The organism is Niallia circulans, assembly GCF_003726095.1.
Classification (GTDB): domain Bacteria; phylum Bacillota; class Bacilli; order Bacillales; family Cytobacillaceae; genus Niallia; species Niallia circulans_A.
This window is the reverse complement of sequence record NZ_CP026031.1, coordinates 1,917,419-1,931,417: the sequence shown is the minus strand read 5'-3', so window position 1 is coordinate 1,931,417 and position 13,999 is coordinate 1,917,419. Positions and strand designations below refer to the sequence as shown.

Here is a 13,999-nt window from a genome sequence, read left to right as displayed (position 1 = left end):
TTCTTCTATATAATAATTTCAATAAGAGCATTATTATTTTTTTGCTTTAATTTTCCCTGTCCACTTTTTAAATCCGCCTTCTAATTGGGTTAAATCCTTGTACCCTTTACGATATAGAAATTGAGCAGCTCTGCCGCTTCTCATCCCATTTTGACAGTATAGATATACTGGTTTATCAGGACGGATTTCACTTTTTCTCATCTTTAGCTGTGATAGTGGAATATTTCTTGCGCCAAGTACATGTCCTGCCTCATATTCGTTCGGTTCACGTACATCAATTAATTGTGCTTTTCTGTAGCCTTGACGAAATTCATCTTGGTTAACAGTTTTAACAATTCGGCGTTGATACAGCCACATCACTAATGAATATACAAGGAATGCGACTAAAATGATGAGAAGAGTATAAATCATTGTCAATTCTCATTTCTCCTTTCAATTACTTGCACTATCTCTATTATATCTATCAACTGGTATAGTAGTAAAGTAAATACTTACATGAACCTTCTAAAGTTTGAAGAATAGCATGTTTTTCATGCAAGTTACTTTTAAATAATCTGATATTTTGATATCCTTAGTAAGGATTTAGGAATACATCATACATAGAAAAAGAGGGTTCATCATGGTAAAAGAAACATGGAGATTTATTGATTCAGGCAATCATTCTCCTTCTTTTAATATGGCATTAGACGAAGCTTTATTAGAATGGCATTCTAAAGGAGTTTTTCCGCCGGTTATCCGTTTTTATGGCTGGAATCCTGCTACTTTATCTATTGGATATTTTCAGAAGGTAGAGAAAGAAATTGATTTAGACGCAGTGAAAGAATTGGGACTTGGATTTGTTAGAAGACCGACAGGCGGAAGAGGTGTACTGCATGAACACGAATTAACATATAGTGTTATTGTTTCAGAAGAGCATCCTAATATGCCTAAAACAGTTACAGAAGCATATCGTGTAATTTCGGAAGGCATTTTAAAAGGTTTTCATTTTTTAGATTTGGATGCCTATTTTGCAGTGCCGAAAACAGAAGAGCAGCGAAATAATTTAAAAAGCCCAAGGTCCGCAGTATGCTTTGATGCTCCTAGCTGGTATGAATTAGTTGTGGAAGGCAGAAAAGTTGCTGGAAGTGCACAGACAAGACAGCAAGGTGTAATTTTGCAGCATGGTTCCATTTTACTTGATTTAGATGAGGATAAATTATTCCGTTTATTTAAGTATCCAAATGAGCGTGTTAAAGAGAGAATGCAAAAAGCATTTAAGAGCAAAGCAGTGGCAATTAATGAGTTAACCACAAGAAATATTACCATTGAAATGGCGAAAGAGGCCTTTAAAAAAGGGTTTGAAGAAGGGCTGCAAATTCAATTAGAAAACTATCAACTAACAGATGAAGAAGTAGAATATGTTGAAAAAATTGCCAAAGAAAAATATGAAAACGATGAATGGAACTTTAGACGATAACATCCTTAAACACGAAATTCTTTTATTAATGGAATTTCGTGTTTTTTTGTGGACAATTGTTAATGTGAAAACGAGTATTCGCTTATAAATGCAAAAAAATTTGAGCTATTTTATCAATCGATAAATCGCTCTATTCCAATTGCTTATGCTTTTTTGTATGTTGCAAGTGCAAAAAGAGTTGAAAATCCTTTTAAATAACCCGTTATCTTAATTTCTCTTTCCTTTTCTTTAGAATCTATTTATTTTATCATTTGACAAATAGGTTAACACTCTATCTATATACAATATATAGATGTTTTGCATTTGTTTATATACTATATATTGATTTCGCTGTTTTTGTGTGATAGATTTAGGTTATCACATTACTAGACACCTATTGATGGATTTATCCCACTCTTAAACTTCTATAAGGAGAAGGGTAGATATCAACTGTTTGGAAAGGTATGTATGGATCAATTAACCATGATTATGGATAGAAGTTTCTTAATTTAAGTTTAATAGAAATTTTTCATCAATTAGTTAGCATTTTTTTATGAGTGAAGGAGTTGTCTGCATGTCAGTATTGTTAAGCCAGGGTATTAAGTTAAATGTTGAGAAGCTGAATAAGGATATTGCTTTATTTCCGGAGGTCCATCCAATTACCCCAGATATGAAGCTAACATATAAAGGCGTTTCTCGACTGGTAATGCTTGATCGTTATACGTATAAAGATACAGAGAAAATTACATTAACTGCTGGTGATTTTGTGGTTTTAACTATTAAAGAGGATCCTAAGTTTCCCGCAAGAGGACTAGGATTTATTCAAGAAATTGATCATGTCTTAAACACGGCAACAGTGTTAGTAGAAGAAGATTATCGTGGTGTGCTGGAAGGAAAAGAAGCAGAAACAGGTGTTGTCATTCGTTCTTTAGAGGTTATTGAAAAACCACTGGAGCTATATTATGAGCAAATCGCTAAGCGTAATGCAACTGGTCTAGCGTCAGTAGAAAAGACGGAAGAGAAAAGAAAAGAATGGTTCGAAAAGTTTTACCATGAGCTTGTTAATTTGAACTTCATCCCGGCTGGTCGTGTGTTATATGGAGCAGGTGCAGGAACAGATGTTACATATTTTAATTGCTATGTAATGCCTTTTGTTCCAGATTCAAGAGAAGGTATTTCTGAGCATCGTAAGCAGGTTATGGAAATCATGAGTCGTGGAGGCGGTGTAGGAACAAATGGATCTACATTAAGACCGCGGAATACATTAGCCAAAGGAGTTAATGGAAAATCTTCAGGTTCTGTTTCTTGGTTGGATGATATTGCAAAATTAACCCATTTAGTAGAGCAAGGTGGATCTCGTCGTGGCGCTCAAATGATTATGCTAGCTGACTGGCATCCAGATATTATTGAATTCATTATTTCGAAAATGCAAAATCCCCGCATTTTACGGTTCTTGATCGATAATACACAAGATCAAACCATTAAAAAATATGCACAAGATAAATTAAAATTTACGCCATTAACGGAAAAAGAGCGTGCCATGTATCGAGGCATTCTAAATTATAAGAATATCCCTGGCCAAGGTGGTTTTAACGAGGAAATTTTCAGGGATGCAGAAGAAAAGCTTTCAATCGGCGGGACATATTCCGTTCATCAGACAGAATTTTTAACTGGCGCAAATATTTCTGTCTGCTTAACAAATGAATTTATGGAAGCGGTGGAAAAGGATGAAGAATATGCACTTCGTTTCCCAGATGTAGAAAGTTACGATGAGGAGCAAATGCAACATTATAATGAAGAATGGCATAAAATTGGTGATGTAAGAGAGTGGGAGGCAAAGGGAAATAGAGTTCGTATTTATCGTAAAATGAAGGCAAAGGAATTATGGAATCTAATTAATATCTGTGCAACTTATTCTGCAGAGCCCGGTATCTTCTATATTGATAATGCGAATGAAATGACAAACGCAACTAGCTACGGTCAAAAAGTTGTCGCGACAAACCCATGTGGTGAGCAGCCGCTGGCACCATATAGTGTATGTAACCTTGCTGCTGTTAATCTTGCAGAAATGGCAGATAAAGAAAACAAGACCGTTAATTTTGAGAAGCTTAAGAAAACAGTAGAAGTAGGCGTAAGATTGCAGGATAATGTTATTGATGCCACACCTTACTTCTTGGAAGAAAATAAAAACCAGGCTCTAGGAGAGCGCCGTGTTGGACTTGGAGTAATGGGCCTTCATGATTTACTCATATACTGTGAAACAGAATATGGCAGTGAAGAAGGAAATGTCTTAGTAGATAGAGTATTTGAAACGATTGCAACAACTGCATACAGAAAATCGATTGACTTGGCAAAAGAAAAAGGCAGCTTCCCATTCTTACAAGCAGAAACAGAAGAGGAAGAAGCGGGATTACGCAATGCTTTTATTCATACTGGCTACATGAAAAAAATGCCTGAGGATATTAGAGACAATATTCTTCAATATGGTATCCGTAATTCCCATTTACTAACTGTTGCACCAACCGGAAGCACAGGTACAATGGTTGGGGTATCAACTGGTCTAGAGCCATACTTCTCCTTCTCTTACTTCCGAAGCGGGAGACTTGGAAAATTTATCGAAGTAAAAGCAGATATTGTTCAAGAATATTTAGATGCACATCCAGAGGCAGACTCAGATAATCTTCCCAATTGGTTCGTTGCTGCAATGGATCTGGCACCTGAGGCTCATGCTGATGTACAATGTATCATTCAGCGATGGATTGACAGCTCTATTAGTAAAACGGTAAATGCGCCAAAAGGATATAGTGTAGAGCAGGTTCAGAAAGTATATGAGAGATTATACCGTGGCGGCGCTAAGGGTGGTACGGTATATGTTGATGGTTCACGTGACAGTCAAGTGCTAACATTAAAGGCAGAAGAGAATACATTCGAAGATATACTACTACAAAAACAGGAAAAAACACATGTTGTTCTTGTTGATACAATAAATGAATTGCAATCAACAAACGTAACGATTGGGTCAGAGATAGGCGATACTTGTCCTGTATGCAGACAAGGCGTCGTCGAAGAAATTGGCGGCTGTAATACTTGTACGAATTGCAACACACAATTAAAATGTGGACTTTAATAAATTTTAGATATAGAAAAATGGCTGAATTGAAAACATTCTCCCAAAAAACCTCTTCTTAATATTAATGAAGAGGTTTTTTTATAGTTGAAAGTTGAGAATGAATTTATGTGATACTAAATAGGGACAGGAGAAGTTGCGTAAAAGTAGTATAACAGCTTATAGTAATGAATAGAACTCGGAGAGGATATATTGAAAAACGGTATTCCTCCTAACCATTGAAGCTTGGAGTTGTGCTATTAAAGCGATGAAACTTCTTAAAGGAGTGAAACAGATGAAAACTATTTCGATTTTAATTGCAGATGATGAGGAAGAGATTGCTGATCTGGTTGCAATCCATTTAGAAAAAGAAGGTTACAATTGCGTGAAAGTGCTTAATGGCCAAGATGCAATATTAGCTATCCAGACACGGTCCATTGATTTAGTGATTTTAGACATAATGATGCCGATAATGGATGGATATGACGTAACTCGCCTGATTCGGGAAAAATATAATATGCCTATCATTTTTTTGAGTGCAAAAACTTCTGATTTTGATAAAGTCCATGGATTAGTGATTGGAGCAGATGATTATATGACAAAGCCATTTTCTCCCATTGAATTAGTGGCACGTGTAAATGCTCAGTTACGACGATTTATGAAGCTGAATAATCCAATCGCAAGCACTAATAAAACAATCTTGGAATTTGGTGAAATAGTCATTTCACTTGAGCAACGTACTGTGTTGCTTCAAGGAGAAACGATTGAACTGACACCGAAAGAGTTTGATATATTACATTTGTTAGCCAGTCATCCGAAAAAAGTTTATAGTGTTGAAAATATCTTTCAAAAAGTATGGGGGGATGCATATTTTGAAGGAGCTAATACGGTAATGGTGCATATACGTACATTGAGGAAGAAGCTTGGAGAAGATAAGCGGAAAAATAAGATTATCAAAACTGTATGGGGAGTGGGGTATGCTTTCAATGGCTAAATTTATGCGCAGTTTTCGTGCTAGAATAACTGCATTATTTGCTGCCAGTATGTTTCTGACAGGTATCATCACTTATTTCATTTATAAAGTGTTACAACTTTACTATCATACGATGGTTCAATATGGTGATTCACTAGTACTACTTCGTCAATTCATCAAAAGTATTGGAGATTTTGCCTTCTTCTTTATATTATTTTTCTGCCTGTCCTTATTGTTTTTTTATATACTCACAAAGCCTTATTCAAATTATTTCAAGGATATATCCAATGGAATTCATTATCTTTCTCATGGGAATTTTAAACATAAAGTAATAATCAACTCAAATGATGAATTTGGAGATATTGGACAAGCAATTAATCTGGCTAGCGAGAAATTAGAAGATGCCATACAAAGAGGCGACTTTTCAGAAAGTAGTAAGGAACAGTTAGTTGTAAATTTGGCTCATGATTTGCGTACTCCCTTAACTTCTATTTTAGGTTATTTAGACTTAATCCTGAAGGATGAGAAGTTGACTAAAGAACAACGGAGGCATTTTTTAACGATTGCTTATACTAAATCCCAGCGTTTGGAAAGATTGATTGATGAATTATTCGAAATTACTAGAATGAACTATGGGATGCTGCCAATTGATAAGAAGGAAATTAATATAAGTGATTTACTTCTTCAATTAAAAGAAGAATTATATCCTGTTTTCGAAAAAAATGATTTGATTGCCCGAATAAATATTCTCCCCCGTTTACTTATTTGGGGAGATGGAGAGTTATTAGCTCGTGTATTTGAAAATCTTTTAACTAATGCTATTCGATATGGATATGATGGCCGGTATGTGGACATTAATGGTTTTGTTGAAGAAAATGTAGTAGTTGTTCAGATTGTGAATTATGGAGATAGTATTCCGGCTGAAGAACACCCTTTTCTTTTTGATATGTTTTATACAGGTGATAAAGCACGAACTCAGCAAGAAAATAGCACAGGCCTTGGTTTATTCATTGCAAAGAATATTGTGGAGCAGCATAATGGCACGATAAAAGCTGAAAGTAATTTGATACGTACTGTGTTTGAAGTACGTTTACCGCAGGAAAATGCTCCAATTGAAATTTTATAAAGAATTTAAGAAAAATTTAAACTTTACCCTACTCTTTTTTTAAAAAGTTGCCCCTATTCTATTATTTATAAGAATAAGGAGGATTTTAAAATGAAGAAGTGGGGATGTTTATTGTTATTATTAATAGGTGTGTTTTTTTTCTTTGTCTATAAAGAATCTCCTCTTTCAGATAAAATAGTGATTCAAAAAAACAGTGGATATTTAGACAATCGTGCTAACGATGAGGGTTTACGAAAAATAAAGATTTCAAGAGAAATGGTCTTTCAAGGAAATTTGCTTCTGATTAATAAAGAATTTCCGGTTCATCAAGAGAGTATAAAGTCAGATGTTGTCGAGTTATTCAGACATAAAGAATGGACACAGGGATTTGTGCTGTTCGATAATAAAATTAAATTGTCTAAGGAGGTACTCCATAAATTCTCAGAGATGATAGCTGCCGCTAAAAAGGAAGGGGTTAATCATTTTCTAATCAGTAGTGGCTTTCGAGACTTTGAGGAGCAAAATGTTCTGTATCATGATATGGGGGCAGACTATGCTTTGCCGGCAGGCTATAGCGAACATAATTTAGGTTTATCACTTGATGTAGGATCTACACAAATGAAGATGGAGGCAGCACCTGAAGGTAAATGGTTAGAGAATAACGCTTGGAGATATGGCTTTATATTACGTTATCCCAAGGATAAAACAGAAGTTACTGGAATTCAATATGAACCTTGGCACATTCGCTATGTTGGATTGCCGCATAGTGCAATTATGGCGGAAAAGGATTTAGTTTTAGAAGAATACTTAGCTTATTTAAAAGAAGAAAGAAACATTTCTATTACGCTAAATGAGAAAAAATATGATGTCTCTTATTATCCACTCGCAAAAACTACGGATATTCATGTACCAGACAATCTTCACTATGAGCTATCAGGCAACAATATAGATGGTGTTATAGTGACAGTATTTAATGGGGAAACAAATCCTTCTCAGATGGATAGATAAGGGGGATGCAAAATGTGATTAATCCCAAAACTGAATTACATGTAAAAGAAGGCTGTGAAATGCACAGTCTCTCAGACTATAGACAAACTCTTTGAAATTTGAGGTTTTGCCTATGGTCTTTTTTTATGACCTCTTCTAATAAGGTATTTATTTCCGCTACAGGGGTTCGCTTTCCTTGGGTCGAGCGCCGAGCCGCTTCGTCTCATACGCTCCTGCAGGGTCTCAGACTTTCTATCAGCCCATAGGAGTCTCACCCCTTCCGCTCCAATTATTGGTAGAGAAAGTAATGATTTAAAGTAATAACTTCTTTCATTCTTAAATAAAACTCTAAAAAACTTAACTAAATTATCATAAAAATTAAAGTGTAGATATAAAATGTTTTTAATAAAATTAATATTTTGTTTTATTTTATTAAAAAATATGTTAAACTAATTTTGTGATAAATAGAAAGGAGTGAGGTTGTGTGGATATAAAAGATGTGCCAAACTGGATTTTAACATTAGAAATTGAAGATCTTGAATTTATCAAGAAGTTTATTCTAACTTCAGGATCGTTAAAAGAAATTGCCAAAATCTATGAGGTTTCCTATCCAACAGTGAGACTTAAACTTGATCGTTTAATCGATAAAATTAAAATGAATGATGTCTTGGAAAACGAAGAGTTTATTAAATTTATCAAGGGCCTCTCAATTGATGATCGTATAAGTGTGGAAGATGCAAAATTAATTATTGAAAAATATAAAAAAGAAAGGAATGAGAAATAATGGATATAGATTTTTATGGTGTTTTTATTACTGCTGGTATTTTAGCTGTTCAGTTCTTCTTTTCAACTAGAAACAGCATTTACTGGGGAGCAGTTTTACCTTTACTTTATATTGGATTTGTTACATGGATGCTGGCAACAGATCGAATCGAAAGTTTTATTGCATACATCCTTATTCTGTTATTAGGAAGTTTATTTCTTCTTGCAGAATGGAGTGGCGGAAGAAAATATCTTCACGAAAAAAGAAGAAAAGAATTAGATAAAATGAAATCTCATGATATGAAATAGCGAAAGCTTCGTAAAGGTACTTCTGGACTATGTATATTGGTCACGAATAAATACCTAAACAATAATGTAATGGAACTTACATATTATTGTTTAGGTTTATTTCTATTGCGATAGTGAATTCTTCTTTTTAACAAATTCGCAAATGATTGCTAGATTAAGTTATGATTTATACTGTTTTCACCATACATACACTATAGGGAACAACCGGTTTTTAATAAAAACCAAATGGCGGAACGCCAAAGCCGAAACCAAATGGTGGATAACCCCATCCTCCAACAAATGCTGGACTAAGCAATGCACCAGTTGCAAATCCGCCTAATAATCCTAGTCCAAATCCAAATCCTGGTCTTCCAAACCCTGGTCTTCCAAAACCAAACCCTGGTCTTCCGAATCCTGGTCTTCCAAAGCCAGGTCGAATTCTTCGTAGGTCATTTGTATAAATGTATTGATTTTGCATAACATTTCCTCCTCTTTGTATTTTTGTTTTAACACATATCCTTAAAACAAACTTCATCTTTTTATTAGCTTTTTTGCAAGGGAAAGTGCCTAGATTTTTCTGCTTTCGAAATAGTGTATGTTTCTCAGCGCTATTTTGCTTGATACAAATGCCTAACAAGCATACGGCAATTTTATAATTTAGCTAAAAAGATGCTTATAAAACCACTAACTTTTAACTTGTCTTCTGTACTATTTTTCACTTTGTAATACTAAATTTGAGGTAGGGAGGTGTAGGGATTCCATCTATATCTTTCGTCTTAACCGCTTTTAAAAGGAGTGATTATATGTATATAGACGGGGTATTTTCTGGCGGGGGAATTAAGGGGCTGGCATTAGTAGGCGCCTATGAGGTAGTGGAACAGCGTGGCTTTCAGTTTGCTAGACTAGCAGGAACAAGTGCTGGTTCCATTATTGCAGCCCTAATTGCTGCAGGCTATACAAGCAGAGAGATAGCAAAGCTACTTGAAGAATTGGATTTAAATTCGTTTTTAGATGAAAGAAAGTTATTCATACCCTTTCCCCTTGCAAAATGGTTCTTTCTCTATTGGAAATTAGGACTATATAAAGGGGAGGAATTAGAAAAATGGATAGAAGAAAAATTAGCAGCAAAAGGATTAAGAACTTTTGCGGATATTCCTCATCAAACATTACGTTTTGTCGCTTCAGATATTACAAATGGCGTATTAATGATCCTGCCAGATGATTTACCGAAATATGGTATCAATCCTCAGACATTTTCCATTGCAAAGGCTATTCGAATGAGTTGCAGTCTTCCTTATTTTTTTGAACCAGTGATAATCGGCAATAAGGCAAATAAAAATGTCGTTGTCGATGGCGGTGTATTAAGTAATTTTCCAATGTGGTTATTTGATCAAGAAAATGTATTGAAAACACGACCGGTATTAGGGATTAAGTTAAGTCATAATATCACGGAGCATCCAAAGCATAAAATCACAAATGCCATAGATTTATTTGCAGCAATGTTTGAAACAATGAAAGACGCTCATGATTCGAGATATATTTCGCGTAAACATGAGAAAAATATCATCTTTGTTCCAACTGAAGGGGTTTTAGCAACAGAATTTGCGCTTACGAAAGAGGATCAAGCGAAGTTAATACAACTAGGGAGAGATTGTGCCATGAAATTTTTTAAATCATGGGCTTATTAAATAGTTCTTTAAAGAGGTGTATCGCTATTGATAAGAATGTTAAAAAGAAGAATCGAGCCTTTATAAGGAAGCTCGATTCTTCTTTTTGCTCTTCTTGCCTTCAATAACAGTCAAATGAGCAGTGCTTTTACTTCTTTTATGCTTATTTGCTTTTATGGAAGAGGTTTTTGTTGATTGTTGTTGTCCAGAAGATGATCTGTCTTTTGTCTGTAGCCTTTTCTTTGATTGCTTTGCAGCTTTTAGAAAAGCTTTTTGCTCTCTTTTTTGGGGACTAGATGTACTTAAATGGCGATAAATGAACCATATAATGCCACCGACAGCAACCATCACAACAATGTTTAGAAAAAATCCACTAGGATTCTTAATTAAATTTACAGTTAGACCAATGAAAGCAAGGAAAATGATACTTCCAAATAAAATAAGTGAAAATCGGTTCTTCAAAAAAGCCACCTCCCTAAAAGCATGATGAGCATTTTTTCTAACTTTTAAACTATTAATAAGAAAAGTTTATTCAAAAAAGGTTAAATTGTTCACTTGAAAAAGTTTTCAGAAAAAAGATTTTTCGTATTGGTAGGGATAATACCCATTAAAAAAGGGATAATCCCTTTTTAAAGATAATACCCATTACTTCTATTTATTCAATCATTTGTTGTTGATAATTGTGCTTCAGTTTCTTCCTCGCGTCTTTTTAATTCATTGAAGGAAAGTATCGCTACTTCTACTTGATCATCACTTGGTTCTTTTGTCGTTAATAATTGCAGCCATAGTCCAGGTAAACCAAGATATTTTAACACAGGAACGTCTCTTAATTTATTCGTGATTTGAAGTACTTCAAATGAAATCCCGATAACTACTGGAATTAAAGCAATTCGGATTAATACTCTTTCTAATAGATTTTCTGGATAGAAGAATAGATAAAGAAATAAACCAACTATTACGGTAAAAAGGATAAAGCTTGATCCACAGCGATAATGTAATCTAGAAGCTGCTTGCACATTTTGCACAGTCAAGTCTTTCCCATTTTCATATGCGTTAATTACTTTATGTTCAGCTCCATGATACTGAAATACCCTTTTTATAATGGGAGTGAGGGAAACAAAGTAAATATATCCAAGTAAAAGAATTAGTTTAAACAAGCTTTCTAACAATATTTGGGCAACATGACCAGAAATGATAGGCATAAATAAAGCTGCTAAAAAGGTTGGAATAAGCGTGAAAATGAATTTTCCGAATAGAAAGGATAGGACTCCGAGAACAGCTACCCCTAAAATCATCGATAATTTAGAAGGTTCTTGTTCTTCTAATTTATAATCTTCAGAAGGATCTAAATCAAATCTGTCTGTTGAGAAATTTAAATGTTTTGTTCCATTTCCACTCGATTCAATAATGGCAATAAGCCCTCTTAAAAATGGAATTTTTTTTAATCTTGTAAGCTTTTCATTATACGTTCTTGGAAGATGAAAGTAATCTACAGACTGATCTTTTCGTCTAATCGCGGTGACATAATGATGTTTACCACCAAACATTACACCTTCTACAACAGCTTGGCCTCCGTATAATGGTTTTTGTTCACTTGACATGTATAATTACACCAACCTCAGGATAAATTAGGTGAAAACAACAAGCTTCCTATAAAAGGGAAGAATATGAAGGTTGTAAATTCCCCTATTACTATATTACTAAAAAATTCAAAAAACCACTAGCAGGACATTCCTTTCTTTCATATTACTTTGTTCAAAAAGATGTTAAAGAGATATTTTGCAAGGAAAGAAAAGGAATGGGACATACTAATATTCGGAGGTGGACAGGATGGGTAATCAACAAGATTCACATGAAAAAGAAAGACCAATGTCTTTTATTTCATTAGTAATTTGGACAGGAATGTTTGGCGGAATATTCTGGACGTTTATCGGTTACATAGGATATATTTTTAATTTTACCGAATTACGCCCTAATTTTATTTTAGAACCTTGGGCGATTGGGAGCTGGAAATATGGATGGCTTGGAACGATCATAAGCTTCATTGCCATAGGTTTTTTCTCCACTGGAGCAGCCTTTGCCTATTATTTAATATTAAGAAAATTTAAAACCATTTACATTGGCATGGGGTACGGTATTGCTTTGTTTGTTTGTGTTTTTGTTATTTTAAATCCCCTTTTTCCAAGTATGGCACCTTTTTTGGAATTAAAAAGAGATACAATCATTTCGTCAGTTTGTTTATACGTTTTATATGGGGTATTTGTGGGAACTTCAATCTCTTATGAAGAAAGTGAAATTCAGTTGAAAAAATATAAAGACAAAAAAGCAGTTACGAATATGACAGGGAACGAAGGGGATTAAACCTATAGAATATTGAAAAGGGCAAACGAACTCTGATTTTTTCAGTTTTTTAAGATGTTTTTTGGATCAGCTAGTTAGGGTAACTAAAATCTCTGTTTACATGCAATTTTGCCTGTATTCTACCTGTATTTATGTTAAACTAATTAACATGAGTGTACTTTTTTCATCATTCAGATTTTTACCTTGTCTAGAATAGGGAAGGCTGAACTGTGAGCCTCTAGAAAGTGTATAAACTAAGGGAGAGGATTATAAATGGAGAAACTGAAAAGAATAAGAGAAGCGCTGACAGAAGTTGGGGCAGAAGGTATTTTAATAACAAGTACCTATAATAGACGCTATGTAAGCAATTTTACAGGTTCTGCTGGAGCAGTCTTAATCAGTGGAGAAAAAGCGTTATTCATTACAGATTTTCGTTATGTAGAGCAAGCTGGGAATCAATGTATTGGTTTTGAAATCGTCCAGCATAAAGGAGCAATTTTGCAAGAGGTTGCTACTCAAGCAGAGAAATTAGGAATCAAGAAATTGGCATTCGAACAAGATTATACGACTTTTACTCAGTATAAGGAGTTAGAAACAGTAGTAAAAGGTGAATTAGTGCCTGTTTCAGGAATTATTGAAAAGTTACGCTTGATTAAGACAAATGAAGAGATTAAGATATTAAAGGAAGCTGCTAAGATTGCTGACGCTGCTTTCACCCATATTCTTGATTTCATCAAGGTCGGGAAAACAGAATTGGAAGTTTCGAATGAATTAGAGTTTTTTATGAGAAAATTAGGCGCCACTTCATCTTCCTTTGATACTATTGTTGCATCAGGAAAAAGATCTGCATTGCCGCATGGTGTAGCATCCGATAAAGTGATTGAAGCTGGTGATTTCATTACATTAGATTATGGTGCGTATTATAATGGATATGTATCTGATATTACGAGAACGATCGCTGTCGGTAACCCAGATGAGAAATTAAAAGAAATCTATGATATTGTTTTAAAAGCTCAACTTAAGGGTATGGAAGGCATTAAACCAGGTATGACTGGTGTCGAAGCAGATGCACTTACGCGTGATTACATAACTGAAAAAGGATATGGAGAGTATTTTGGACATACAACCGGACATGGAATAGGGTTAGAAGTACATGAAGGACCGAACCTGTCCTTCCGAAATAGTGCTCCATTAGAACCAGGTATGGTAGTAACAGTAGAACCAGGAATTTATATTCCAGGTCTAGGTGGAGTGCGTATTGAAGATGATACAATTATAACCGAAGATCATAATGAAGCTTTAACCCATTCAACGAAAGAATTGATTATTTTATAGG

General features: G+C 34.6%; 14 protein-coding genes. 10 read left to right on the top strand and 4 right to left on the bottom strand.

Features of this window, described 5'->3' with window-relative positions; genetic code table 11:
- Nucleotides 1-33: 33 nt before the first annotated feature.
- The gene (locus C2I06_RS09310) at nt 34-411 is read right to left on the bottom strand and encodes a rhodanese-like domain-containing protein (protein WP_371000273.1); all 378 of its coding nucleotides are present in this window, start codon (nt 409-411) and stop codon (nt 34-36) included.
- 208 nt (nt 412-619) lie between these two features.
- Between C2I06_RS09310 and C2I06_RS09305 the strand changes: the two genes are divergently transcribed.
- The 7 genes from C2I06_RS09305 (at nt 620) to C2I06_RS09275 (ending at nt 8,677) form a co-directional block, all read left to right on the top strand.
- The gene (locus C2I06_RS09305; RefSeq protein WP_095332791.1) at nt 620-1,456 is read left to right on the top strand and encodes a lipoate--protein ligase family protein; all 837 of its coding nucleotides are present in this window, start codon (nt 620-622) and stop codon (nt 1,454-1,456) included.
- Nucleotides 1,457-2,009: 553 nt separating this feature from the next.
- Nucleotides 2,010-4,562 carry a vitamin B12-dependent ribonucleotide reductase gene (locus C2I06_RS09300; protein WP_123257926.1) on the top strand — a complete coding sequence of 851 codons (2,553 nt, stop codon included), beginning with the start codon at nt 2,010-2,012 and terminating at the stop codon, nt 4,560-4,562.
- A 274-nt stretch (nt 4,563-4,836) separates the two neighbouring features.
- A complete protein-coding gene (locus tag C2I06_RS09295; RefSeq protein WP_123257925.1) occupies nt 4,837-5,535 on the top strand; it encodes a response regulator transcription factor in 699 nt (232 codons plus the stop codon).
- Complete coding sequence (locus C2I06_RS09290; RefSeq protein WP_095332897.1) at nt 5,528-6,640, top strand: HAMP domain-containing sensor histidine kinase; 1,113 nt, start codon at nt 5,528-5,530, stop codon at nt 6,638-6,640. Before C2I06_RS09295 ends, C2I06_RS09290 begins: the two co-directional genes overlap by 8 nt.
- A gap of 90 nt (nt 6,641-6,730) precedes the next feature.
- Entirely contained in the window at nt 6,731-7,627 is an 897-nt protein-coding gene (gene vanY / locus C2I06_RS09285; protein ID WP_095332799.1) for a VanY-A/VanY-F/VanY-M family D-Ala-D-Ala carboxypeptidase, read from the top strand.
- Between the two features lie 463 nt (nt 7,628-8,090).
- Complete coding sequence (locus C2I06_RS09280; RefSeq protein ID WP_095332801.1) at nt 8,091-8,390, top strand: DUF2089 family protein; 300 nt, start codon at nt 8,091-8,093, stop codon at nt 8,388-8,390.
- Nucleotides 8,390-8,677, top strand: a complete 288-nt coding sequence (locus C2I06_RS09275; protein ID WP_047941163.1) for a hypothetical protein — start codon at nt 8,390-8,392, stop codon at nt 8,675-8,677. The genes C2I06_RS09280 and C2I06_RS09275 overlap by 1 nt, the downstream gene beginning before the upstream one ends.
- A gap of 211 nt (nt 8,678-8,888) precedes the next feature.
- On the opposite strand, the gene C2I06_RS09270 is transcribed toward C2I06_RS09275, so the two are convergent.
- On the bottom strand, nt 8,889-9,134 hold the full coding sequence (locus C2I06_RS09270) for a spore coat protein (protein WP_123257924.1): 246 nt from the start codon (nt 9,132-9,134) through the stop codon (nt 8,889-8,891).
- Between the two features lie 325 nt (nt 9,135-9,459).
- On the opposite strand from C2I06_RS09270, the gene C2I06_RS09265 reads away from it, so the two are divergent.
- Nucleotides 9,460-10,344 (top strand): patatin-like phospholipase family protein, encoded by an 885-nt coding sequence (locus C2I06_RS09265; RefSeq protein WP_095332804.1) that lies wholly within the window; start codon nt 9,460-9,462, stop codon nt 10,342-10,344.
- Nucleotides 10,345-10,404: 60 nt separating this feature from the next.
- Here the strand turns inward: C2I06_RS09265 and C2I06_RS09260 are convergent, their stop codons facing one another.
- Nucleotides 10,405-10,794, bottom strand: coding sequence for an SA1362 family protein (locus C2I06_RS09260; protein WP_235850335.1), 390 nt, complete (start codon nt 10,792-10,794; stop codon nt 10,405-10,407).
- A 188-nt stretch (nt 10,795-10,982) separates the two neighbouring features.
- On the bottom strand, nt 10,983-11,924 hold the full coding sequence (locus tag C2I06_RS09255) for a DUF1385 domain-containing protein (RefSeq protein ID WP_095332808.1): 942 nt from the start codon (nt 11,922-11,924) through the stop codon (nt 10,983-10,985).
- A 229-nt stretch (nt 11,925-12,153) separates the two neighbouring features.
- Here C2I06_RS09255 and C2I06_RS09250 point away from each other — a divergent pair, with 229 nt between their 5' ends.
- Together C2I06_RS09250 and C2I06_RS09245 are read left to right on the top strand one after the other, a co-directional pair.
- Nucleotides 12,154-12,684 carry a YqhR family membrane protein gene (locus tag C2I06_RS09250; RefSeq protein ID WP_123257923.1) on the top strand — a complete coding sequence of 177 codons (531 nt, stop codon included), beginning with the start codon at nt 12,154-12,156 and terminating at the stop codon, nt 12,682-12,684.
- A gap of 252 nt (nt 12,685-12,936) precedes the next feature.
- A complete protein-coding gene (locus C2I06_RS09245) occupies nt 12,937-13,998 on the top strand; it encodes a M24 family metallopeptidase (protein WP_095332811.1) in 1,062 nt (353 codons plus the stop codon).
- Nucleotide 13,999: the final 1 nt, after the last annotated feature.